This window comes from Pseudomonas machongensis (assembly GCF_034961125.1).
Classification (GTDB): domain Bacteria; phylum Pseudomonadota; class Gammaproteobacteria; order Pseudomonadales; family Pseudomonadaceae; genus Aquipseudomonas; species Aquipseudomonas machongensis.
The window spans coordinates 110,944-133,732 of record NZ_JAYFUI010000071.1 but is presented as its reverse complement, the minus strand read 5'-3'; the positions used below and the strand labels follow the sequence as shown (position 1 = coordinate 133,732).

Annotated in this window: 20 protein-coding genes; 15 read left to right on the top strand and 5 right to left on the bottom strand. The window is 64.4% G+C overall.

Annotated elements, in window-relative coordinates:
• Nucleotides 1-162 precede the first annotated feature (162 nt).
• Together VA602_RS06020 and VA602_RS06015 are read right to left on the bottom strand one after the other, a co-directional pair.
• The gene (locus VA602_RS06020) at nt 163-1,101 is read right to left on the bottom strand and encodes a LysR family transcriptional regulator (RefSeq protein WP_054890785.1); all 939 of its coding nucleotides are present in this window, start codon (nt 1,099-1,101) and stop codon (nt 163-165) included.
• 25 nt (nt 1,102-1,126) lie between these two features.
• Nucleotides 1,127-1,633 (bottom strand): MarR family winged helix-turn-helix transcriptional regulator, encoded by a 507-nt coding sequence (locus VA602_RS06015; RefSeq protein ID WP_323452763.1) that lies wholly within the window; start codon nt 1,631-1,633, stop codon nt 1,127-1,129.
• A gap of 123 nt (nt 1,634-1,756) precedes the next feature.
• Between VA602_RS06015 and VA602_RS06010 the strand changes: the two genes are divergently transcribed.
• The 3 genes from VA602_RS06010 (at nt 1,757) to VA602_RS06000 (ending at nt 5,483) form a co-directional block, all read left to right on the top strand.
• Entirely contained in the window at nt 1,757-2,569 is an 813-nt protein-coding gene (locus tag VA602_RS06010; protein WP_054890787.1) for an alpha/beta fold hydrolase, read from the top strand.
• A complete protein-coding gene (locus VA602_RS06005) occupies nt 2,562-3,728 on the top strand; it encodes an MFS transporter (protein ID WP_197891113.1) in 1,167 nt (388 codons plus the stop codon). Before VA602_RS06010 ends, VA602_RS06005 begins: the two co-directional genes overlap by 8 nt.
• Before the next feature lie 342 nt (nt 3,729-4,070).
• On the top strand, nt 4,071-5,483 hold the full coding sequence (locus VA602_RS06000; protein ID WP_054890789.1) for a purine-cytosine permease family protein: 1,413 nt from the start codon (nt 4,071-4,073) through the stop codon (nt 5,481-5,483).
• Between the two features lie 76 nt (nt 5,484-5,559).
• Here VA602_RS06000 and VA602_RS05995 read toward each other — a convergent pair whose 3' ends face one another.
• A complete protein-coding gene (locus VA602_RS05995; RefSeq protein ID WP_063545065.1) occupies nt 5,560-5,853 on the bottom strand; it encodes a DUF1330 domain-containing protein in 294 nt (97 codons plus the stop codon).
• A 77-nt stretch (nt 5,854-5,930) separates the two neighbouring features.
• Between VA602_RS05995 and ribBA the strand changes: the two genes are divergently transcribed.
• The 6 genes from ribBA to VA602_RS05965 all read left to right on the top strand — a co-directional run bounded on the left by ribBA (nt 5,931) and on the right by VA602_RS05965 (nt 12,975).
• Entirely contained in the window at nt 5,931-7,043 is a 1,113-nt protein-coding gene (gene ribBA, locus VA602_RS05990; RefSeq protein ID WP_151924552.1) for a bifunctional 3,4-dihydroxy-2-butanone-4-phosphate synthase/GTP cyclohydrolase II, read from the top strand.
• A 210-nt stretch (nt 7,044-7,253) separates the two neighbouring features.
• Nucleotides 7,254-8,279 carry an ABC transporter substrate-binding protein gene (locus VA602_RS05985; protein WP_323452762.1) on the top strand — a complete coding sequence of 342 codons (1,026 nt, stop codon included), beginning with the start codon at nt 7,254-7,256 and terminating at the stop codon, nt 8,277-8,279.
• Nucleotides 8,276-9,193 (top strand): ABC transporter permease, encoded by a 918-nt coding sequence (locus VA602_RS05980; protein WP_054890793.1) that lies wholly within the window; start codon nt 8,276-8,278, stop codon nt 9,191-9,193. Before VA602_RS05985 ends, VA602_RS05980 begins: the two co-directional genes overlap by 4 nt.
• 6 nt (nt 9,194-9,199) lie before the next feature.
• On the top strand, nt 9,200-10,009 hold the full coding sequence (locus VA602_RS05975) for an ABC transporter permease (protein WP_323452761.1): 810 nt from the start codon (nt 9,200-9,202) through the stop codon (nt 10,007-10,009).
• Between the two features lie 18 nt (nt 10,010-10,027).
• Complete coding sequence (locus VA602_RS05970) at nt 10,028-11,176, top strand: ABC transporter ATP-binding protein (protein ID WP_153773781.1); 1,149 nt, start codon at nt 10,028-10,030, stop codon at nt 11,174-11,176.
• A 401-nt stretch (nt 11,177-11,577) separates the two neighbouring features.
• Nucleotides 11,578-12,975, top strand: a complete 1,398-nt coding sequence (locus VA602_RS05965) for a purine-cytosine permease family protein (RefSeq protein ID WP_125929775.1) — start codon at nt 11,578-11,580, stop codon at nt 12,973-12,975.
• Between the two features lie 60 nt (nt 12,976-13,035).
• On the opposite strand, the gene VA602_RS05960 is transcribed toward VA602_RS05965, so the two are convergent.
• Nucleotides 13,036-13,803, bottom strand: coding sequence for a class II aldolase/adducin family protein (locus VA602_RS05960; RefSeq protein ID WP_323452787.1), 768 nt, complete (start codon nt 13,801-13,803; stop codon nt 13,036-13,038).
• A 141-nt stretch (nt 13,804-13,944) separates the two neighbouring features.
• Between VA602_RS05960 and VA602_RS05955 the strand changes: the two genes are divergently transcribed.
• From VA602_RS05955 to VA602_RS05930, 6 genes are all read left to right on the top strand, one after another.
• Nucleotides 13,945-15,897 (top strand): oxidoreductase, encoded by a 1,953-nt coding sequence (locus VA602_RS05955; protein WP_323452760.1) that lies wholly within the window; start codon nt 13,945-13,947, stop codon nt 15,895-15,897.
• 41 nt (nt 15,898-15,938) lie between these two features.
• Nucleotides 15,939-16,541, top strand: a complete 603-nt coding sequence (locus VA602_RS05950; protein WP_063545072.1) for a cupin domain-containing protein — start codon at nt 15,939-15,941, stop codon at nt 16,539-16,541.
• Between the two features lie 84 nt (nt 16,542-16,625).
• Nucleotides 16,626-17,933, top strand: a complete 1,308-nt coding sequence (locus VA602_RS05945; RefSeq protein WP_323452759.1) for a substrate-binding domain-containing protein — start codon at nt 16,626-16,628, stop codon at nt 17,931-17,933.
• A 73-nt stretch (nt 17,934-18,006) separates the two neighbouring features.
• Nucleotides 18,007-18,870: a LysR family transcriptional regulator gene (locus VA602_RS05940; protein ID WP_153773784.1), complete on the top strand. Its 864-nt coding sequence runs from the start codon at nt 18,007-18,009 to the stop codon at nt 18,868-18,870.
• Nucleotides 18,871-18,987: 117 nt separating this feature from the next.
• Nucleotides 18,988-19,905, top strand: a complete 918-nt coding sequence (locus tag VA602_RS05935; protein ID WP_323452758.1) for an AEC family transporter — start codon at nt 18,988-18,990, stop codon at nt 19,903-19,905.
• A 48-nt stretch (nt 19,906-19,953) separates the two neighbouring features.
• Nucleotides 19,954-20,565, top strand: a complete 612-nt coding sequence (locus VA602_RS05930) for a cell wall hydrolase (RefSeq protein WP_153773786.1) — start codon at nt 19,954-19,956, stop codon at nt 20,563-20,565.
• A gap of 15 nt (nt 20,566-20,580) precedes the next feature.
• Here the strand turns inward: VA602_RS05930 and VA602_RS05925 are convergent, their stop codons facing one another.
• On the bottom strand, nt 20,581-22,749 hold the full coding sequence (locus VA602_RS05925; protein WP_323452757.1) for a TonB-dependent receptor: 2,169 nt from the start codon (nt 22,747-22,749) through the stop codon (nt 20,581-20,583).
• Nucleotides 22,750-22,789 lie beyond the last annotated feature (40 nt).

Sequence of the window (22,789 nt, the reverse complement as noted above, 5' to 3'; positions counted from 1 at the left end):
CGACGGAACGCACAGGGGGGAGCGTTTGTCGGGGCACGAAACATCGCACCCGAGCAAGCGCTGTCGATAGGCATGGCCTTACGCGAAGAGGCCGCAAAAGGCCCTGTAACCACTGAATGTTCACTCATCCTGAGCGCCTGCAATCCGTGTCAATAACCTGTGTCACCCTGCGCGGAGCAGGTCCCCCGCCACATCCTGGATCAACCTGCGCAAACTGGAGACATCCGTACCCAGCCCTCGATCACGCGACCAGATCATATCCACCGTGAACACCGGAAACCCCATCGGGGGCTGACACACCCTCACCCCCTCGGGGATACGCAGGTGTGGCAGCAAGCGCGCCGGCAAGGCCAAGGTCGAGGGAACGGCGGCCAGGATGTTGACGCAGGCCTGGTAGCCGTTCGCCCGCACCAGCACATTGCGCGTGCGGCCTATTTTCTCCAGCCAGCTATCGACCATGTTCTTCTCCGAGATCCACGGCGTAGGAAAGACATGCGCCGAAGCACAGAACTCATCCAGGCTCATCGCCCCGTCCAGCGCAAGCCCACGCTGGCTGGTCAGGCAGACGAAACCATCGCTGAGCACCGGTTGCCATTGCAGCTCGGGGTGCAGTTGGTGGTAACTCGGACCGAAGCCGATGGCCAGGTCGATATCACCGGAAATCAACCGGTCCACCGGCAAGTCGCGGCTTAACCGATCGAGGTGCAGGGAGGTATTGGGGTGATTGCTCGACAAGGTCGCCAGTGCCTGGGGCAGAAAGGCCAGCTCGAAGTATTCCGGCGCGCACAGGCGCCAGATCCTCGGGGCAGCGACGCCATCGCCGGAGGGGGCATCCTCGGCGCAGCGGTTGACCGACTCGATCACCACGCGCAGGTAGGGTGCGATCTTTTCCGCCTTGGCGGTTGGCTGCAACAAACCCTGCGAGGAGGCGAACAGGGTGTCGTCGAAACAACCGCGCAGGCGTTTGAGGCAGTAGCTCACCGTGGGCTGGCTGACGTTCATCAGTTCGGCGGTGCGCTTGGCACTGCGATATTCCAGCAAGTTGAGAAACACCACGATGTCTTGCAGGTCCAGCTGCTTCAGATAATTGCTGTGAAGCATGCAGGCCCCTCCTGGGTCATCATGTTCATGGAATGGGATCGACGTCTTCGGGAAGCTTGGCCAGCATCAACTTGAGCATCCGCGCGAGAGCTTCGCGTTCCTCGATCCGCAGCGGAGCGAGGAACTGGTTCTGCAGATCGGTGTGGCTGAAAACCGCTTTCTCGATAGCCGCAAGCCCTGCTGCGGTCAGCGCCACCTTGTAGCTGCGCTTGTCGGCAGGGTCGTGGATCTGCTCGACCATACCCGCCTCCTTGAGGCGGCTCAGACGATTGGTCATCGCCCCGGAGGTGATCAACAACGAGTTGTACAACTCGGTCGGGGTCAGCTGGTACGGTGCACCGGAGCGGCGCAAGGTCGCCATGACATCGAACTCCCCCTCCTTGAAACCGTACTGCTCGAGCACCGCGCAACGTCGGCGCTCGAGGTGTTTCTGCAGGCGCGCCATGCGCCCGAAGACCTCCATGGACGAAGCATCCACGGAGGGCATCGCCTGCGCCCATTGCGCGACGACGAAATCGACATGATCTTTCATTGGCATAACCGTCCGTTCACCCTGAACTCCCCAAGGGCCACATCCCTGCCGCACCCCGGCACCTTCCAAGTATCTTAACGTTAAGTTATCTTGATATGCACGAGGTATGAATCGGGAGGGAACATGGCGTTCTTCGAACACAACCGAAATCGCTATTACTACTTTGACGCCGGGGCCGGCACCCCCACCCTGCTCCTGCACGGGCTGGGCAACAGTGGCCGCGCCTGGACAGACCAGGTCGGGGCCCTGCTGCGCCTGGGCCATCGCGTCATCGTACCGGACCTGCTCGGCCATGGCGCGTCCAGCAATGCGCCGGAACACATCACGCCTCATCTGCAAGCCCAGGAGCTGATTGCACTGCTGGATCACCTCGGACTGGCCAGCACTCAGCTCATCGGGCTTTCGCTGGGCGGCATGATTGCCCTGGAACTGGCCTGCGCCTACCCGGATGCCGTGGACAAACTGGTGGTGGCCGCGTCCTTCGCAAGCATGAGCAGCACCGCGCGCCATCAACAGCTCGATGAGTGGGCCGAAAACCTTCGCCAGCCGGACGGTTGCCTGAAGCGCTTCAAGACAACATGGCCACAACTGGTCGGCAGTTCCTTCGCCGCCTCCAGCCAGGGGCAGAGCCTTTACCAGGCCTGGCATGCCCAGGCCGCCATGCAGCGGGCGCGCTGCCAGATCCACTGGTGCGAGGGTATGAAAACCTACGACCTGAACGATCGACTGTCACACATCCAGGCGCCCACCCTGGTACTTGGCACCGACGGCGACCGCATCAGTCCACCTGGCGAGGCCGAGGCCATTGCCAGCCGTATTGCTCACGCCCAGCTCATCACTCTTCCAGGCGACGGCCATGTCTTCAACGTTTCCCATGCCCCGGCCTTCAACCGGGCACTCAGTGGTTTCCTGCAGGAGCAACAGCGACATGGGTGATACACCCTCCAAGGCCAGCGTAGTGCTGCTGGCGATTCTGGTCGGCATCAACCTGCGGCCGATCATGGCCTCGGTCGGCCCGCTGCTCGATCTGCTACAGCGCGACCTGGGCCTGAGCAACTTCCAGGGCGGTTTGCTGACCACACTGCCGGTGATGATGATGGGCCTGTTCGCCCTCGCCGGTCCTTGGCTGCTGCGCCTGCTCGGCGAGGTCAAGGGCGTGGCCATCGGCATGACCCTGATTGCTGCGGCCTGCGCGGTACGTACCTATGTCGAGTCATCTAGCGCACTGATCGCCAGCGCTGCCGTAGGCGGCGTCGGCATTGCCGTGATCCAGTCGCTGATGCCTGCATTCATCAAGCGCAACCACCCGCAAAGCGCAGGGATGCTCATGGGGCTGTTCACTACGGGGATCATGGGCGGTGCAGCCATCGCCGCCGCCATTGCTGCTCCCAGCGCGGGCAAGCTGGGCTGGAACCTCACTCTAGGCTATGCCGCCATTCCGGCCATGATCGCGCTGATCGCCTGGCTGCTCGCCGCAGGCAACGTCCATGCCTATCCTACGGCAGCCGGCCTGCCCTGGCGCAGCGGCCGGGCCTGGTTGCTGCTGGTGTTCTTCGGGATTGGAACCGGGGCATACACCTTGGTGCTCGCCTGGCTACCCCCGTTCTACATCGAGCTGGGCTGGACAGCGAAAAGTGCCGGCTACCTGCTCGGTGCGCTGACCATTACCGAGGTCATCGCCGGTTTGCTGGTGTCGGCGCTGATTCACCGTTTCCCGGATCGCCGCCAACCCTTGGCGCTGGTGATCCTGCTGCTGATCGGCGGGCTGGCCTGCCTGATGACGGCGCCGCTGCAACTGACCGCCCTGGCCATCCTGTGCCTGGGTTTGGGCATCGGTGCCTTGTTCCCGCTGTCGCTGATCGTCACCCTCGATCATGCACGCTCACCGGCCGAAGCCGGGTCGCTGCTGGCCTTCGTGCAAGGGGGTGGCTACCTGATTGCAGCCTCGATGCCGGTAGTGGCCGGTCTGGTTCGCGATGAGTTCAGCTCGTTGCACTGGGCCTGGGCCGTCATGGGTGGCGGGGCTGTGTTGTTGCTTGCCTTGAGCGCCCTGCTCCGGCCGCTCAGCCAGCGAACGGTGGTCGCCCAGGCTTGACTCTCCTCCCCTCCGGGGCGCGTTCCAGCGCCCCGAACGCCCTCGCCGATTTTTCCTGACCCGCCCCACCTGCGCGCGCAAAGCACTCTTTTAGTGCAAAGGCGCCGCAACCGCCTCCCACCTACCCCGTCCCATGCGCGCTGCAGCCTGGTGGCACAGCCTTTGCGACGGTCTACCGTGCCCCATTCGCGAACTTAGTTTTTTTAACGTTCATGAGCACATATTTACTAATTTATCCATCTGCGCCCACGCCCCATGATCGCCTCCAACAAGAAAGCGTCGCCTTTTGCCGACGCGCATCCGGGCACCTGTGAAGTGCCCATCCTTGCCTTGGAGTCCGTCATGACCAGCGCAGCCACATCGGCACCTCTCATAGAAAAACACACGATCGGATACGTGCCCCCCGAAGACCGCCATGGAAAGGTAAAGGACTTGTTCACCCTGTGGTTCGGCGGCAACATCGCGCCGCTGCCCATCGTCACTGGCGCCCTGGGCGTGCAGCTGTTCCACCTCAACCTGATCTGGGGCATCGTCGCCATCCTGGTCGGCCATCTGGTCGGCGGTGTGCTGATGGCCCTGCACTCGGCCCAGGGCCCGCAGATGGGCATCCCACAGATGATCCAGAGCCGCGCCCAGTTCGGCACCCTCGGCGCGCTGCTGGTGGTGGTGATCGCGGGGGTGATGTACATCGGCTTCTTCGCCTCCAATATCGTGCTGGCTGGCAAATCGCTGCACGGCGTGGTCGAAAGCGTGCCGGTGCCGGTAGGCATCGTCATCGGCGCCCTGGGCTCGGGGATCATCGGCATCATCGGCTACCGCTTCATCCACGTGCTCAACCGCATCGGCACCTGGGTGCTGGGCATCGGCATCGTGGTCGGCTTCGGCTACATCTTCACCCACGTGCAGAGCGATGACTTCCTGACCCGCGGCAGCTTCAACATCTCCGGCTGGCTGGCCACCGTGTCGCTGGCGGCGCTGTGGCAGATCGCCTTCGCCCCTTACGTGTCGGACTACTCGCGCTACCTGCCAGCCGACGTGAAAGTGTCGTCGACCTTCTGGACCACCTACCTGGGCTCAGCCCTGGGTTCGAGCCTGTCGTTCATCTTCGGCGCAGTCGCCGTGCTGGCGATCCCCGCCGGGATGGACACCATGGACGCCGTGAAGCTGGCCACCGGCGCCATCGGCCCGCTGATGCTGGTGCTGTTCCTGCTCAGCGTGATCAGCCACAACGCGCTCAACCTGTATGGTGCGGTGCTGTCGATCATCACCCTGGTGCAGACCTTCGCGTATCGCTGGATCCCGACCGCCAAGACCCGCGCCGTGCTCTCGCTGATCGTGCTGGCCGCGTGCAGCGTGGTGGCAGTCTTCGCCTCGTCCGACTTCATCGGGCACTTCGTCGACATGGTCTTGGTGCTGCTGGTCGTGCTGGTGCCGTGGACCGCGATCAACCTGATCGACTTCTATGCCATCCACAAGGGCGAGTACGACATCCAGTCGATCTTCAAGGTCGACGGTGGGATCTACGGTCGTTACAACCCGCAGGCGCTGATTGCCTACGCCGTCGGGATCGTGGTGCAGATTCCGTTCATGAACACGCCGCTGTACGTAGGGCCGGTATCGGAACACATCAATGGTGCCGACCTGTCGTGGCTGGTCGGGTTAGCGGTGACCACGCCGCTGTACTGGTGGCTGGCCAGCCGTGACAGCGCCTACCGTCGTCGCCAGGTGGGTGCCAAGCTCGCTGCCGGACATTGATGCATAGCGCTAGCCCTGCATTTGTGCAGGGCTAGCTGGTTTTTGTGCTGCCCTTTCTAGGCTGAATCGGGCGACTCTACGGCTCGAACCCTTCGACGATGATCACCTCGGCTTTGGCCACTCCCTGCCGATGTCGGCACGCCTCCTGATACAGATCAGACCGGTAGCAGGCCAGCGCCTGCTCGTACGAGTCGAATTCGATCACCACGCTGCGCTGCGGCGTCACCCTTCCCTCCATCGCCTCGCTCTTGCCACCCCGGGCCAGAAAGCGCCCGCCAAATGCCACGAACGCCGCCGGCGCACGCTGGGTGTACTGCTGGTACTGCTCCGGGTCGGTAACGTCCACATGGGCGATCCAGTAAGCCTTCATCCGTCGCTCTCCTGTACAGGGTTATTTGTGTATTATGGTATACCACAAAAATCACCTGACCACAGTGAGTGTGCAGCATGGCTTTCAACAGCATCGAAGACCTTCTCGAAGACTACCGCCAGGGCAAGATGGTGCTGCTGGTGGACGACGAAGACCGGGAGAACGAAGGCGACCTGCTGATCGCCGCCGAGCGCTGTGACGCGCAAGCGATCAATTTCATGGCCCGCGAAGCACGCGGCCTGATCTGCCTGACGCTGACCGACGAACACTGCCAACGCCTGGGCCTTGAGCAGATGGTACCGACCAACGGCAGCGTATTCAGCACGGCGTTCACGGTATCGATCGAGGCCGCCAGCGGTGTCACCACAGGCATCTCTGCCGCCGACCGCGCGCGGACCGTGGCCGCCGCCATGGCCGCGGACGCCCGCCCCGAGCACCTGGTCCAGCCTGGCCACATCTTCCCCCTGCGCGCCCGTGAAGGCGGCGTGCTGACCCGCGCCGGACACACCGAAGCCGGTTGCGACCTGGCGCGCCTGGCAGGCTTCGCACCGGCCTCGGTGATCGTCGAAGTGCTCAACGACGACGGCACCATGGCCCGCCGCCCGGACCTGGAGCTGTTCGCCGAGCGCCACGGCATCAAGATCGGCACCATCGCCGACCTCATTCACTATCGGCTGAGCACCGAACAGACGGTCAAGCGCATCGGCGAGCGCGAGCTGCCAACGGTCCACGGCACGTTTCGCCTGGTGACCTTCGAGGACCGTATCGAAGGTGGCGTGCACATGGCCATGGTGATGGGCGACATTCGCCGCGAGCAGCCGACGCTGGTACGCGTGCATGTCATCGATCCGCTGCGCGACCTGGTCGGCGCTGAATATGCAGGCCCTGCCAACTGGACACTGTGGGCGGCGCTGGAGCGGGTCGCAGCAGAGGGTGCCGGCGTGGTAGTGATCCTCGCCAACCATGAATCCTCTCAGGCCCTGCTCGAACGCGTGCCGCAACTCACCCAGCCACAGCGCCCCTACCAGCGTGGGCAGTCGAAGGTGTACTCGGAGGTGGGTACCGGCGCGCAGATCCTGCAGGACCTGGGCGTGGGCAAGCTGCGCCACCTGGGCCCACCGCTCAAGTACGCAGGGCTGGCGGGGTATGAGCTGGAAGTGGTGCAGAGCATTCCATTCGAAGCTCACTGAATCTTGCGTCACCGACAGGATGACTGGTAACACCGAACGCTTGCCAAAAGTTTGGAATACCATAATATGATATCCCGTAGACCTTGAATCTGCCGGCCGCACCTACAATCACACAACGGCCACGAATTACCTGAGATAGCTGCTCCCGAACACAGTTGGCGGGCGCGACAAAAGCCCGCCTCGAATAACAAAAGCAACGAGGGCGTAACCATGCTGTTGAGCAAACGAGTCACCGCTGTGCTGTCCGCAAGCCTGCTGGCACTGGCCTGCCAGGCCACCCAGGCCGCCGACAGCCTCAACTTCGTCAGTTGGGGCGGCACCACCCAGGACGCCCAGAAACAGGCATGGGCCGACCCTTTCAGCAAGGGCAGCAACATCAAGGTCGTACAGGACGGCCCGACCGACTACGGCAAGCTCAAGGCCATGGTCGAAAGCGGCAACGTGCAATGGGATGTGGTCGACGTCGAAGCCGACTTCGCCCTGCGTGCCGCCAGCGAAGGCCTGCTCGAACCCCTCGACTTCTCCACCATCCAGCGTGATCGCATCGACCCGCGCTTCGTCTCCGACCATGGCGTCGGCTCGTTCTTCTTCTCCTTCGTGCTCGGCTACAACGAGGGCAAGCTTGGGGCCAACAAGCCGATCGACTGGAGCGCGCTGTTCGACACCAAGACCTACCCCGGCAAGCGTGCGCTGTACAAGTGGCCGAGCCCCGGCGTGCTGGAGCTGGCCCTGCTCGCCGACGGCGTACCTGCCGACAAGCTCTACCCGCTGGACCTGGACCGCGCCTTCAAAAAACTCGACACCATCAAGAAAGACATCGTCTGGTGGGGCGGCGGTGCCCAGTCCCAGCAATTGCTGGCCTCCGGTGAAGCCGCGCTCGGGCAGTTCTGGAACGGGCGCGTCTACGCCCTGCAGCAGGATGGTGCCCCGGTGGGCGTGAGCTGGAAGCAGAACCTGGTCATGGCCGACTTCCTGGTCATTCCCAAGGGTGCCAAGAACAAGGACGCGGCCATGAAGTTCCTGGCCAACGCCAGCAGCGCCAAGGGCCAGGCCGACTTCGCCAACCTTACCGCCTACGCCCCGGTGAACCTCGACAGCGTCGCCGAGCTCGACAAGAAACTCGCGCCCAACCTGCCAACCGCCTACGCCCAGGACCAGGTCACCCTCGACTTCGCCTACTGGGCCAAGAACGGCCAGGCAATCGCTGCGCGCTGGAATGAGTGGCTGGTCAAATGAAAGTCGCCATCAACGCCCTGCACAATGCCCAAGGTGCCGACCCCGGCACCGGCGCCCCGCGAGCGGCCGTGCGCCGCCCGCCACTGAGCCAGCGCTGGCGTGGCAGTCGCAACCTGCTGCCGGCCCTGTTGTTCCTCGGCCTGTTTTTCTTTGCGCCATTGATCGGCCTGCTGCTGCGCGGCGTGCTGGAGCCGGTGCCTGGGCTGGGCAACTACGAGCAGCTGTTCGCCAACTCAGCCTACGCGCGGGTGCTGTTCAACACCTTCTCGGTGGCGGGTCTGGTGACGGTGATCAGCGTATTGCTGGGCTTTCCGCTGGCCTGGGCGATCACTTTGGTGCCTCGTGGCTGGGGGCGTTGGCTGCTGAACATCGTGCTGCTGTCCATGTGGACCAGCCTGCTGGCCCGCACCTATTCCTGGCTGGTGCTGCTGCAAGGCTCGGGAGTGATCAACAAGCTGCTGATGGCGCTGGGCATCATCGATGCGCCGCTGGAAATGGTGCACAACCTCACCGGTGTAGTGATCGGCATGAGCTACATCATGATCCCGTTCATCGTGCTGCCACTGCAGGCGACCATGCAGGCCATCGACCCAATGGTGCTGCAGGCAGGCTCGATCTGCGGTGCAAGCCCCTGGACCAATTTCTGGAAAGTGTTCATCCCGTTGTGCCGTTCAGGCTTGTTCTCAGGTGCGCTGATGGTATTCGTGATGTCGCTCGGTTACTACGTCACCCCGGCATTGCTGGGCGGTGCGCAGAACATGATGCTGCCCGAGTTCATCATCCAGCAGGTGCAGTCGTTCCTGAACTGGGGGCTGGCCAGCGCCGCCGCGGCACTGCTGGTGGTGATCACCCTGGTGCTCTTCTACCTGTACCTGAAGCTGCAGCCGGAATCCCCGGTCGGCAATGCGAGGTAATCCTTCATGCTCCTGTCCCCCAACGCCATGGGTCGCCCGCTGCGCACCGGCCTGTACCTGACCACCGGGATCATCGCTGCCTTCCTGCTGCTGCCGGTGGTGTTCATCGTCCTGCTGTCGTTCGGCTCCTCCCAGTGGCTGGTGTTCCCGCCCCCCGGCTGGACCTTCAAATGGTACGACCAGTTCTTCTCCAACCCCGAGTGGATGGACGCCGCGCTGGCCAGCCTCAAGGTGGCTATGCTGACCACCTTCGCCGCCGTGGCCCTGGGCCTGCCGACCGCCTTCGCCCTGGTGCGCGGGCGCTTTCCCGGGCGCGAACTGCTCTACGGCCTGTTCACCATGCCAATGATCGTGCCCCTGGTGATCATCGCGGTCGCGGTCTACGCGCTGTTCCTGAAGCTGGGCTATACCGGCACGCTGTTCGCCTTCGTGGTCAGCCACGTGATCGTCGCCCTGCCCTTCACCATCATCTCGATCATCAACTCGCTGAAGCTGTTCGACCAGTCGATCGAGGATGCCGCGGTGATCTGCGGCGCCTCGCGGCTGCAGGCGATCGTCAAGGTCACCTTCCCGGCCATCCGCCCGGGCATGATCGCCGGCGGCCTGTTCGCCTTCCTGGTGTCGTGGGATGAGGTCGTGCTCAGCGTGATGATGGCCAGCCCCGACCTGCAGACCTTGCCAGTGAAGATGTGGACCACCCTGCGCCAGGACCTGAGCCCGGTGATCGCCGTCGCCTCGACACTGCTGATCGGCCTGTCGCTGCTGGTCATGTTCATCGCCAGCGCCCTGCGCCGCCGCAACGAAACCAACGCCTGAGTGCCGGAGACAACAATAATGAGTGCAGTCATCAAAGAAGCCGCGCACGGCAAGACCCTGGTCTCCCTGCGCAACCTGAACAAGCACTACGGCGACTTCGCCGCGGTCGACAACATCAGCCTGGACATCCAGGACGGCGAATTCCTCACCTTCCTCGGCTCCAGCGGCTCGGGCAAGTCCACCACCCTGTCGATGCTGGCCGGGTTCGAGACCCCCAGCAGCGGCGAGATCCTGGTCGAAGGCCGCTCGCTGGTGAACGTGCCGCCGCACAAGCGTGACATCGGCATGGTGTTCCAACGCTACTCGCTGTTCCCGCACCTGAGCGTGCGCGACAACATCGCCTTCCCACTGGCCATCCGCAAGCTGGGCAGCGCCGAGATCGCCAAGCGCGTCGACGCCATGCTCAAGCTGGTGCAGTTGGAAACCTTCGCACACCGGCGCCCGGCCCAGCTCTCCGGCGGCCAGCAACAGCGCGTGGCGATCGCCCGAGCGCTGGTGTACGAGCCACGCATCCTGCTGATGGACGAGCCCCTCGGTGCCCTGGACAAGAAACTGCGCGAAGACCTGCAGGACGAGTTGCGTCAGCTGCATCGGCGCCTGGGTATCACCATCGTCTACGTCACTCACGACCAGGAAGAAGCGATGCGCCTGTCCCAGCGCATCGCCATCTTCAGCCACGGCAAGATCGTCGGTCTGGGCAGCGGTTACGACCTCTATCAGAACCCGCCAAACGCGTTCGTCGCCTCGTTCCTGGGCAACTCCAACTTCCTCCGGATCACCGCCAGCAGCCATGGCGCGGCGGCGTTCGAGGGCCAGTCGCTGGCCATTCGCCTGACCTCGGGGTTGGCCGCAGGTCAGGATGCGCTGATCATGGTTCGCCCGGAAAAGGCCCTGGCGCTGAGCGCCGAACAGGCGACCCGTGAACCGCTGCCGGCAGGCTGGAATGAAGTGAGCGCCAAGGTCGGCGAGGTCTTGTTCCTCGGCGAAAGCCAGACCTGTCACGTGGTGACGGCGGGCGGTACCGAAATGACGGTCAAGGCGTTATCGGCGGCAGGCATGCCGATGCAGCCGGGCGATACGGTCAAGGTACGCTGGGCGGTGGCCGATGCCTGCGTGTACACCGAGTGGGCCGAGAGCGACCTGAGCAAGGCTGCCGGCGCACACTGAGGGGCCTCTTCGCAGCACGCCGCTGTTGGAAATTCTGTCTTGCTCAAAATCTAAAGGTCTAACCCAATCCCTGTGAGAGCGGCGGTTCGCCGCCGCGACTTGTCCCGCGCACACGGGCGTAGCCCGTGCCAGGCAGCGCGGTGTCTTTTTCGCGGGTTAATGACCCGCTTCGCTCGTTTCGGCCTCTTCGCCACCTGTTCTGCCTTCCATTGCGCTACTGACGCTCGATGCAGATTCAGCATGTCGGGGGCTGCTGCACGGCCCTTTCGCGACACGAGGCCACTCCTACAGAAGTCGATTTCTATGCATTGACCGTCTTGTATATACATGATGATATAAGAGAGAAGTCATTCCTCTGGTTGCCCTTGCCGCCCTACAACAACAAACAAGCGGAGCCCCACATGTCCAGCAAGCCCGTGATCGAGCGGCGCTCGATCGACTACATTCCCGAAGCTGAACGCCATGGACGCGTGTACAGCCAGTTCACCCTGTGGCTGGGAGCCAATCTGCAGATCACCGCCATCGTGACCGGCGCCCTCGCCGTCGTGCTTGGCGGTGATGTGTTCTGGTCATTGATCGGCCTGCTGCTGGGCCAGGTGATCGGCGGAGCGGTCATGGCCTTGCACGCAGCCCAAGGGCCGCGGTTGGGGCTGCCGCAGATGATCTCCAGCCGCGTGCAGTTCGGCGTCTATGGCGCGGCCATCCCGATGGTGCTGGTGTGCCTGATGTACCTGGGGTTCACCGCCACCGGCACGGTACTGTCGGGCCAGGCCATCGGCCAGTTGCTCAGCGTCAGCGACAGCGCCGGCATCCTGATCTTCGCCGGTGTGATCGTGCTGGCCACCCTCGCCGGCTACCGCGTGATCCATTGGATCGGCCGCGTGGCCAGCGTGCTGGGGATCATTGCGTTCGTCTATCTGTTCAGCCGTATCCTGCTGCTCGCCGATATCGGCCAACTGCTCGACAACCGCCACTTCAGCTGGGCCTCGTTCCTGCTGGCGGTATCGCTGGCCGCCTCCTGGCAGATCGCTTTCGGCCCCTACGTCGCCGACTATTCACGCTACCTGCCCAGCAACACCTCCGCGCTGAAGACCTTTCTCGCCGCCGGCCTGGGCTCGGTGATCGGCGCCCAGGCTTCGATGATCCTCGGCGTGTTCGCCGCCGCCATTGCCGGCGGCCAGTTCTCGGGGCGTGAAGTGGCCTATATCGTCGGCCTGGGCGGCGCCGGTACCACCGCAGCGCTGCTGTACTTCGCCATCGCCTTCGGCAAGGTGACCATCTCCACCCTCAACAGCTACGGCAGCTTCATGTGCATCGCCACGATCATCAGCGGTTTTCGCGGCAGCCTGCAGATCAGCCGCCTGCAGCGCTTGCTGTTCGTGCTCGGCATCGTGGGTGCAGCGACGCTGGTGGCCCTGCTCGGCCAGCATTCGTTCCTGAGTGCATTCAAGTCGTTCATCCTGTTCCTGCTGACCTTCTTCGTGCCCTGGAGCGCGGTCAACCTGGTGGACTACTACTTCATCACCCGCGAGCGCTACGACATCCCTGCCCTGGCCGATCCCGACGGGCGCTATGGCCGCTGGAACTGGCCTGGCATCATCGTCTACAGCATCGGAGTGCTGATCCAGATGCCCTTCATCGACACCAAGCTGTACACCGGGCCCATGGTTGCGCACCTGGGCGGCGTCGATGTGTCGTGGCTGATCGGGTTGGTGGTGCCTAGCGTGCTGTATTACTGGGTTGCCCGGGGCAAGGCCAAGCAAGCGCCGGCGCAGCTGATCGAACCCCAGGCACGTTGACCGACGCCAGCGCGGTCTTTTGCAGGAGCGGCCTTTCGCGACACAAGGCCGCTCCTGCTGTCAGTCCCGATAATCCGGCGCCACTTTCTCCAGCAACCGCAACAGCGCCCCCCAGGCCAGCCCCATGGCATCCGGGTCCGCCAGCTCACCGGGCTTGAGCGGCCGTGCCGGAGCATTGAACTGCTGCTCGGTATGCGCGCAGACCTCGGGCGATGGCAGCACCACCTTCCCGGCGCTCTGCGCCGCCAACTGGATCTCGCAGGCCTTCTCCAGATAGAACATGCGCAGAAACGCCTCGCCCGCCGTGCGCCCCACCGTCAGCAACCCATGATTGCGCAGGATCATCACCGGCTTTTCGCCGAGGTCGGCGACCAGGCGCTGCTGCTCGTCCATGTCCAGGGCGACGCCTTCATAGTCGTGGTAAGCGACCTTGCCGTAGAACTCCATGGAGATCTGGTTGACCGGCAGCAGCCCGCACTCGAGCGCCGCCACCGCGCACCCGGCGCGGGTGTGGGTGTGCAACACGCACTGGGCATCCTCGCGTGCGCCGTGGATGGCGCTATGGATGACGAAGCCCGCCGGGTTGACCGGGTACGGCGACGCCTCCACGGCGCGCCCTTGCAGGTCGATCTTCACCAGGTTGGACGCAGTGATTTCCTCGAACAGCAGGCCGTAGGGATTGATCAGAAAGTGATGCTCGGGGCCGGGTATGCGCACCGAGATGTGCGTGAAGATCAGGTCCGTCATGCGGAAATGGGCAATCAGCCGATAACAGGCGGCCAGTTCCTCACGCAGGGTACGTTCGCTGGGGTGCATGGTGTCATCCAGGGTTGTTCTTGTGGGACGAGCTTACCCCGGTACGAGGGGATGAACCGAAGCTAGTCCTGCCAAAGTAAAAAAACAAGTTGATTTTTTACTGAAGGTACACTTCCATGAAAAAAACAAGAACGCACGTTGGAGCCCGTACGCATGTCGACTGCCTTCGCTCACCTGTTCGAACCCTTGCAGATCCGTGGCAAACGCCTGAAGAACCGCATCATGTCCAGTGGCCATGACACCTGTCTGCCCACCGACAACCTGGTCAACGACAAGCTCGTCGCCTATCAACGCGCCCGCGCCGAGGGCGGCGCCGGCCTGATCGTGCTGCAGGTCGCCGGGGTGCACGACAGTGCGCGCTACACCTCCCACGTGCTGATGGCCACCCACGATGCCTGCATCGACGGCTACCGGCGCATCGCCCAGGCCTGTCATGCACACGGCACCGTGGTGTTGTCGCAGTTGTTCCATCCCGGCCGGGAGATCATGGAATCGGCCGATGGCTTGCTGGCGGTGGCCTACTCGGCCTCGGCGGTGCCGAACGAGCGCTTTCGCGTGATGCCGCGCGCCCTGGAGCAGCCGATGATCGACGAAATCGTCCAGGGCTACGCCAGCGCAGCCCGGCGCCTGCACCAGGCCGGGCTGGATGGCGTCGAGGTGGTGGCCAGCCATGGTTACCTGCCCGCGCAGTTTCTCAACCCACGCGTCAACCGCCGCACCGATGGCTACAACGGCAACCTCGAAGCCCGCCTGCGTTTTCTGCGCGAAGTGCTGGCGGCAGTGCGTGCAGCCACTGACGAACAGTTCATCGTCGGCCTGCGCATCAGCGCCGACGAACGCGACAGCGAAGGGCTGAGCGAAGACGAATCACTGGCGGCCGCCATCGCGGTGCAGAACCAGGTCGATTACCTGCACATCGTCGCCGGCACCTCGGCCACCCTGGGTGGCGCGGTGCATATCGTCCCGCCGATGGCCATCGAGCCGGCCTACCTGGCCCGCGAAGCCGGCAGTTTCAAGGCGCGCCTGGACATCCCGCTGTTCGTCACTGGCCGTATCAACCAGCCACAGGAAGCCGAACAAATGCTCGCCCGCGGCCTGGCCGATGTGTGCGGCATGACCCGCGCGCTGATCTGCGACCCGCAGATGCCGGCCAAGACCGAACAAGGCCGTGTCGAGGACGTGCGCGCCTGCATCGCCTGCAACCAGGCCTGCATCGGCCATTTCCACCGTGGCCTGCCGATCTCCTGCATCCAGCACCCGGAAACCGGTCGCGAACTGCAGTACGGCAGCGTCACACCCGCACCCCTGCGCAAGCGCATCCTGGTAGCCGGCGGTGGTCCGGCGGGCATGAAGGCGGCCATCGTCGCCGCCGCCCGAGGCCATGAGGTGACGCTGTATGAAGCGGGCCCGCAGCTCGGCGGCCAGGTGCTGCTGGCGCAACTGCTGCCGCGGCGCAGCGAGTTCGGCGGCGCCAGCACCAACCTGCAGCGCGAACTGGCACTGGCCGGCGTGCAGGTGGTACGCAATACCCGCGTAGACCGCGCGCTGGTCGAGCGCGAACGGCCAGACCTGGTGATTGCTGCCACCAGCGCCGAGCCCTACTGGCCTGCATTCGAGCGCAGCGGCGAGTTGCAGGTGGTGGATGCCTGGCAGGTGCTGCGCAACGAGCACGCCCTGGGGCGCTCGGTGCTGGTGCTGGACTGGCGCTGCGACTGGATCGCCCCGGGCATCGCCGAACGCCTGGTGCGTGAAGGCCATCACGTGCAACTGGCGGTCAACGGCACTCACTGCGGCGAGAGCCTGCCACTCTACGTACGTGACCAGATGGCCGGGGAACTGCACCGCCTCGGGATCCCCATCACCCCCTACGCCCGCCTCTACGGCACCGACGACAACACCGTGTACCTGCAACACACCGCCAGTGGCGAGCCCATGATCTTCGAACAGATCGACACCCTGGTGCTGTGCCTGGGTCACCAGCCTGTCGACACCCTGGCCCAGGAGCTGGCCGGGTTGGTCGAAGTACGGCGCATCGGCGACTGCCTGGCCCCGCGAACCGCTGAAGAGGCGATCCATGACGGCCTGGCGGTTGCCTGGTCGCTCTGAGGCTGGTCATACTCCCGGTTTTGCCGATGGACCGACCCTCGATGAGCCAGCGCCCCCTCGTCCCGCAACTCGCCGAAGGCGGCACTGCCGCCCCGCAGTTCCTCGGTTCCCGCATCCGCGGCCTGCGCAAGCGCCGCGGCATGACCCTGGCGGAGCTGGCCCGTCTGAGCGAGCTGACCGCCGGCTACATCAGCCAGCTGGAACGCAACCTTTCATACCCGTCGATCCCGGCGCTGTTCAACATCGCCCGCAGCCTGGGCGTGACCATCCAGTGGTTCTTCGCCAGCGAAGCCAGCACCGCGCCCGAGGACCAAGGCTTCGTGGTGCGCAGGCAAAGCCGCCTGAGCGTGCATTACGAAGATGGCGTGGTCGACCAGTTGCTCACCCCGCAACCCAACCGCCAGCTGGAGATGCTGCATTCGCGCTTCCCGCCAGGCGCCTACAGCCAGGAAAGCTATAGCCATGAAGGCGAAGAAGCCGGCTATGTGTTGTCAGGGCGTTTCGAGCTGTGGGTAGGCGAGCGCCACTTCCTGCTCGAAGAAGGCGACAGCTTTAGTTTTCCCAGCCAGGAGCCACACCGCTATGGCAACCCTGGCGAGGTGGACACGGTGGTCATCTGGGTGATCACGCCGCCAACCTTCTGAACGATCGCCTGCGCCTGATCGTCATTTTTCATTCACACCCCTGTCGTAATCTGCCGGACATACCTGTGCCTCAAGGATCCCGGCATGCCCCGCCCTCTCGCTGTTCTGCTCTGCCTGCTACCCCTGCTGGCTCAGGCGGAGCCCGCCACACTGCGTATCCAGGGCTCCAACACCATTGGCGCAGCACTGGGCCCTGCGCTGGTGCGCGGGCTGCTGCAAAGCCAAGGTGCACAAGACATCCGCAGCGAGCGTGGGAAACGGCCCAACGAGACTGACATCCGTGCCCGCGCCCCCCAGGGCCAGCCATTGCTGATCAATATCGCCGCGCATGGTTCCAGCACCGGCTTCAGTGCCCTGGACAGCGGCGAAGCCGACCTTGCCGCCGCCTCGCGCCCTATCTCCGACCAGGAAGCCCAGCAACTGCAACGTCTGGGCGACCTGCGCAGCGCGGCCAGCGAGCAGGTGATCGGCCTGGACGGCGTTGCGGTCATGGTGCACCCCGACAACCGCCTGCAGCAGTTGAGTACCGCACAATTGGCACAGGTCTTCTCTGGCCAGATCCAACGCTGGGAGCAACTCGGCGTAGCGGGCGGTCCCATTCACCTGTACGCCCGTGACGACCGCTCCGGCACCTTCGAAACCTTTCGCGCCCTGGTTCTGCAACCGCAGGCACTGGAGCTCTCGCCACGGGCCGAACGCTTCGAATCCGGCGACGCCTTGGCCGAACGGGTCAAGGCCGATCCCGCTGCCATCGGCTTCAGCAGCCTGACCACCGTGCATGGCGCCAAGCTGCTGGCCATCGCCGAAGGTGATGCTCCAGCCCTGTTGCCAACCCGTGCAGCCGTGGCCAGCGAAGACTATCCGCTGTCGCGGCGGCTGTTCTTCTATCTGCCGACTCACCCGAGCGCTCAGGCCAGGGCCTTGGCCGAATTCACCCAGAGCGCAGCCGGCCAGGCCATTGTCGCCGCCCAGGGTTTCGTCTCGCAGCAGGTCAAGGCAGTGCCGGTCGCGGTACAGGCCCAGATGCCCGCGCAATACCGTGCCCTGGCTGCAGAGGCCCAGCGCCTGAGCGTCAACTTCCGCTTCCAGGAAGGCAGCGCCAGCCTCGACAACAAGGCCCTGCGCGATGTACAGCGGGTCAGCGACTACCTGCGTCAGGTCGGCAAGCTGCATGACAAAACGGTACTGGTGGGGTTTGGCGACCCCAAGGAAACACCCGGCCGCGCCGCCCTGCTCTCGCGCCTGCGCGCCATGGCCGTGCGCCGCGAACTGGCGCGCAATGGCGTGGAGATCCGGGATGTCACCGGCATGGGTGATGAACTGCCGGTGGCCGACAACGACCTGGAACAGGGACGCCTGCGCAATCGCCGGGTCGAGGTCTGGGTCTACTGACCCGCCTGGCGCTTGCCCCCAGAGGCGCGATGCGCGTACCGTGCCGGGCATTCCTGTGCAGGAGAACCGTCGCGTGTCCCTCAAAGCCCTGCGTACCCTGGTCACCATCGCCCGCCACGGCACCTTCGCCCGCGCCGCCGACCTGCTGAGCCTGACCCCTTCGGCGGTCAGCCTGCACATCAAGACGCTCGAGGACGAACTGCAAGTGCCGCTGTTCGACCGCAGCCGCCGCCAGGTGACACTCACCGAAGCCGGGCAATTGGCCGTGGCGCGGGCCGAAAGCATTCTCACTGCCTACGACGAGCTGGCCGACACCCTGGCCAGCGGCCCGAGCCTGCGTGGTCGGCTGCGTATCGGTGCGATCCATACCGTGCTCGCCCGACGCCTGCCAAAGGCGCTGGTGTGGATCAAGGCGCACCATCCGCAACTGCACATCAGCGTGGTCTCGGGCATGTCCGCCGAGCTGGCCCGGCGGATCGAAGACGGCGAACTGGACGCCGCCATCACCACCGAACCGGTCAGCCCCTACCCGCAGAGCCTGCAGTTCAGCCCGCTGTTCTCGGACCGTTTCTGGGCCGTGGCCAGCCCCGATCTGGCCGGGCAAAGCCTGGCGCAACTGCTCGCCAGCCAACCGTTCCTGCGCTTCGACAAACGCGCCTGGGCGGGCCGGCAGATCGAACAGGAACTGCGCCGCCAGCATTTGCAGGTCAGCGAGCAGATGGAGCTGGACAGCCAGGAAGCCCTGGCACGCATGGCGGCAATGGGGCTCGGGGTGGCGATCATCCCGATGAGCGACGATGACCTGCAACGGCTGCCGCCCGCCACCGTGCTGCCCTTTGGCGAGCCGCAATTGAGTCGCCACGTGGTGTTGCTGGAACATGAAAAGAGTCAGCGCCGACACCTGAGCGCCGTGCTCAAGACCGCCTTGGGCAGTTGATCACACAACCATCTACAACCATGCAGTTTTCCTCAACAGTGAATGCAGAAAACAACGGTTTTTTCTGCTGACTCACCCCGCTAACCTGTGCCGGTCCCCGACCACGGAACCGCGACCATGCTGCCCCTGCTCCTCACCACCCTGGTGCCCATCATCCTGCTGATCGCCCTCGGCACCCTGTTGCGGGTGCGCGGTTTCCTCGCGGAGGCTTTCTGGCCCGGCGCCGAGCGCCTGAGCTACTACGTGCTGCTGCCCTCGCTGTTCCTGCATGGCCTGGCCACCGCCAACCTGGAGGGTGTACCGGTGTTCGGCATGGTCGGCGTGCTGATGCTCTCAACCCTGGCCGGCGCGCTGCTGCTGGTGCTCTACCAGGGCGCAGCAGGCCACGATGGCGCTGATTTCACCTCGGTGTTCCAGGGCGGCATACGCTTCAACAACTACATCGGCGCGACCCTGGCGGCAGGCATCTACGGCAGCGCCGGCATCGCCCTGGCGGCCGTGGCCAACGCGGCAATCGTGCCGCTGGTCAATCTGCTTTGCGTACTGGTGTTCGCCCGATTCAGCGCTCGCCACAGCTCTCCCCTCACCGTGCTGCGGGCGATTTTCGCCAACCCGTTGATCGTGGGCTGTGCGGCTGGCCTGCTGCTGCGTGTCACCGGCCTTGGCCTGCCGGCGGGCGTGGAACCGACAGTCAAGGCCCTTGGCCAGGCCGCCCTGCCCCTTGGGTTGCTGTGCGTCGGAGCGGCCTTGGGCGGCGCGCGAATGGGCCAGCAGGTCAAGCCCCTGGTGGCCGCCTCGGCGTTCAAGTTCCTGGTCATGCCACTGACCACCTTCGGCCTGTGTCGCGTGCTGGGTCTCAGCGGCCAGGCCGCCGTGGTGGCCGTGCTGTTCCAGGCACTGCCCACCGCGTCGTCGTCCTACGTCATGGCCCGGCAGATGGGGGGCAACGCGCCGCTGATGGCGACCATCATCGCGTTGCAGACCGTCGCTGCAGCGGCCACCCTGCCATTGATGCTCAGCCTCACGCTAAGTTGAAGCCGCTTGGCTAGAATGGAGTCAGCTCACTGACGCGGAAGCCCGATCATGCGCCACTCGTGGATGGTCATCAGCCTGTTCCTGGCCCTGCCCGCAGGCCCGTTGCATGCCGCCGACAGCGCCAAGGCTGCAGTCGCCGAAGACAAGGCCCAGGCGCTCGAACAGAAAGTGGTAAACGACGCCCCGCCACCCAAGGCGCCGGAGAAGATCACCCCCACCGAGGTGCAGGCCGTGGACCCGGCCGGGCAAGCGCCGCTGGACGACAGCATCACCTGCCTTGCCCGCACCCTCTACTGGGAAGCCAAAGGCGCCGACGAGACAGACATGAAGGCGGTCGCCAGCGTCGTGCTCAACCGCCTGGGCAAGGACGGCTTCCCCGACACCATCTGCGGCGTGGTCAAGCAAGGCGTCGAGAGCAAGAGCTGCCAGTTCTCCTGGTGGTGCGACGGGCGCCCTGACCAGGTCGAGGAAAAGGAGCGCTACGGGGTCGCCAAGGAAATCGCGCGCAAGGCGTTGAACCAGCAGTTGCGAGACAGCACCGCCGGAGCGCTGTACTTCCATGATCGCACTGTGCGGCCAGACTGGGCCAAGGCCTATCGGCGCACAGCGCAGACCACGCACTTCATCTTCTACAAGCCCAACCAGGCACTGGCGCGATAGCGCGACGACGGGCCATCAGAAATCGATGGTCCCGGAGAACTTGACCAGCCGCGGGTCGCCCTGGGTCAGGTAACCGCCGTTGGCCGAGGCCCAATAGTTCTTGTCGGTCAGGTTTTCGACGTTCATGCGCAAGGTGATGTCTTTTTCCTGCACCTTGAAGCGATAGCGCGCACCCACGTCGAAACGGTTCCAGGTCGGCAGGCTCAGGGTGTTGGCCGGGTTGGCGTACTGCCCGCCGGTGCGCAGCATGCGTGCATTGAGCGCCACGCCGTCGAGCCCTGGCACGTCCCAGTCGACGCTGGCATTGAGCTGGAAAGTCGGGACACCCACCGCGTGATTGCCATCGTTGGTGCCGTTCTGGGTGTTCTTCAGCTCCGTGTCCATGCGCGTACCACCGGCCATCAGGCGCAGGCCCGGCACCGGCTCGCCAAACACGCTGAGTTCGACGCCCTTGTTGACCTGCTCGCCGTCCTGCACATAAAGATTGCCCTGCACGTAGCCATCGGTGGGCCGCTCGATACGGAACACCGCCAGGTTGGCACCGTAGGTCTGGCGGTCGAACTTGATGCCCGCCTCGATCTGCTTGGTCTTGGCCGGCGGGAACACCTCACCGAGGTTGACCACCTGCCCCGACGCCGTGGCGCCCTGGGCCAGGCCCTGGATGCTGTTGGCGTACAACGAGACCGACGGGTTGAGCTTGTAGACGATGCCATACACCGGCGTGGTGACCGCTTCGTCGTAGAACGCAGTGCGTCCGGCGTCCACCCCCGTGCCGCGGTAGGCATAGCCTTCGACGCGCAGTTGCTGGCGGCGCACGCCTGCGGTGAGCAGCAGCGTGTCGTCGAACAGCCCCACGGTATCGGACAGCGCCAGGCTGCGGTTGCGGGTCTTGCCGGTCACGCCCGGGTCATCGAGCATGCCGCCGACCGACGTAGGCGTGGTCGGTTTGGGCAGTGGGCTGGTGTTGAAGATGTTGGTGTTCTGCGAGCTGTAGAACACATAGGCGTTTTCCTGCTGGGTCCAGATGCTCGCCGCACCGAGATTCAGCTGGTGGCTCACCGGGCCGGTCTGGAAGCGGCCGTTGATACCGGCCATCAGGCTGGTGTTGTCTTCGTTGTGCGGGATCTGCGAACCGCCAATGGTCGCGGCGCCCGTGGCAGCGTTGGTGAGGACCGGCGTGCCGTAGAAGCCGTTCTCACGGGTGTGCTTGACGCCGCCACTGATGTACCCGCTCCAGTTCTCGTTGAAGTCGTAGTCGCCGCGCAGCACGCCGAAGGTGTCTTCGGTTTCGGTCCACGACCAATCCTGACCGTAGTTGTGATCGGCGCTCGGGGCGCGCGGGATGCTGGTCACCGCCGAACCCAGGCGCACCGAGTTGCGCAGGTGATTGACGCGCTGCTTCTGGTAACCGATGTCGGCCGACAGGCGCAGTTGGTCACCACGGTAGTCCAGCCCGGCGACAAACAGCTTGCTGCGTTGGTCCTGGTCGTCCACGGCGGTTTCGCCTTCACGCTGGGACAGGTTCAGGCGCGCGCCGAAACGGTTGTCCTCACCGAAACGCTGACCGATGTCCAGGTGCTCACCCACCCGGCCATCGCTGCTGATGTCCTGGGTGTAGCGCCGGATCGGCGTGTCGCCGGCGCGCTTGGGTTGCAGGTTGACATTGCCGCCAAGGCCGGTGCCGGTAGGGCTGGCACCGTTGAGGAACGCGTTGGGGCCCTTGAACAGCTCGACCCGCTCTACCGCGTCGGTGGAGATCATCTGCCTCGGCAGCACGCCATACAAGCCATTGAACGACACATCGTCGCCGCTCAACGGCAGGCCGCGGATCACGAAGACCTGGGACTGGTTGCCAAAGCCGAACGACTGGCGCACCGATGGGTCATTGAGCAGCACATCACCGATGTCCTCGGCCTGTTGATCCTCGATCAACTGCGAGGTGTAGCTGGTCATGGTGAACGGCACGTCCATCATGTCCTGGTTGCCCAGCACGCCCATCTGCCCGCCACGGGCCACCTGCCCACCTGCGAAGGCCTCGGGCAACTGGGTGCGAGGCGCCTTGACGGCATCGGCGTTGATGGCGGTGGCGTCGAGCTCCAGCGGCGCGTCAGCAGCATGGGCGGCAACGCCAAGGGAACAGCAGAGGGCGAGCAGGGTCGGACGAAAAGGACAGGAACGTGCCATGAAAGGCTCCCGATGAGGTGAATGGAGCGCCTTCCTGGCA

Excerpts from the sequence above, each read along its gene's own strand:
- VA602_RS06020 (WP_054890785.1), bottom strand. The coding sequence starts at position 1,101 with ATGCTTCACAGCAATTATCTGAAGCAGCTGGACCTGCAAGACATCGTG.
- VA602_RS06015 (WP_323452763.1), bottom strand. The coding sequence starts at position 1,633 with ATGAAAGATCATGTCGATTTCGTCGTCGCGCAATGGGCGCAGGCGATG.
- VA602_RS06010 (WP_054890787.1), top strand. The coding sequence starts at position 1,757 with ATGGCGTTCTTCGAACACAACCGAAATCGCTATTACTACTTTGACGCC.
- VA602_RS06005 (WP_197891113.1), top strand. The coding sequence starts at position 2,562 with ATGGGTGATACACCCTCCAAGGCCAGCGTAGTGCTGCTGGCGATTCTG.
- VA602_RS06000 (WP_054890789.1), top strand. The coding sequence starts at position 4,071 with ATGACCAGCGCAGCCACATCGGCACCTCTCATAGAAAAACACACGATC.
- VA602_RS05995 (WP_063545065.1), bottom strand. The coding sequence starts at position 5,853 with ATGAAGGCTTACTGGATCGCCCATGTGGACGTTACCGACCCGGAGCAG.
- ribBA (WP_151924552.1), top strand. The coding sequence starts at position 5,931 with ATGGCTTTCAACAGCATCGAAGACCTTCTCGAAGACTACCGCCAGGGC.
- VA602_RS05985 (WP_323452762.1), top strand. The coding sequence starts at position 7,254 with ATGCTGTTGAGCAAACGAGTCACCGCTGTGCTGTCCGCAAGCCTGCTG.
- VA602_RS05980 (WP_054890793.1), top strand. The coding sequence starts at position 8,276 with ATGAAAGTCGCCATCAACGCCCTGCACAATGCCCAAGGTGCCGACCCC.
- VA602_RS05975 (WP_323452761.1), top strand. The coding sequence starts at position 9,200 with ATGCTCCTGTCCCCCAACGCCATGGGTCGCCCGCTGCGCACCGGCCTG.
- VA602_RS05970 (WP_153773781.1), top strand. The coding sequence starts at position 10,028 with ATGAGTGCAGTCATCAAAGAAGCCGCGCACGGCAAGACCCTGGTCTCC.
- VA602_RS05965 (WP_125929775.1), top strand. The coding sequence starts at position 11,578 with ATGTCCAGCAAGCCCGTGATCGAGCGGCGCTCGATCGACTACATTCCC.
- VA602_RS05955 (WP_323452760.1), top strand. The coding sequence starts at position 13,945 with ATGTCGACTGCCTTCGCTCACCTGTTCGAACCCTTGCAGATCCGTGGC.
- VA602_RS05950 (WP_063545072.1), top strand. The coding sequence starts at position 15,939 with ATGAGCCAGCGCCCCCTCGTCCCGCAACTCGCCGAAGGCGGCACTGCC.
- VA602_RS05945 (WP_323452759.1), top strand. The coding sequence starts at position 16,626 with ATGCCCCGCCCTCTCGCTGTTCTGCTCTGCCTGCTACCCCTGCTGGCT.
- VA602_RS05935 (WP_323452758.1), top strand. The coding sequence starts at position 18,988 with ATGCTGCCCCTGCTCCTCACCACCCTGGTGCCCATCATCCTGCTGATC.
- VA602_RS05930 (WP_153773786.1), top strand. The coding sequence starts at position 19,954 with ATGCGCCACTCGTGGATGGTCATCAGCCTGTTCCTGGCCCTGCCCGCA.
- VA602_RS05925 (WP_323452757.1), bottom strand. The coding sequence starts at position 22,749 with ATGGCACGTTCCTGTCCTTTTCGTCCGACCCTGCTCGCCCTCTGCTGT.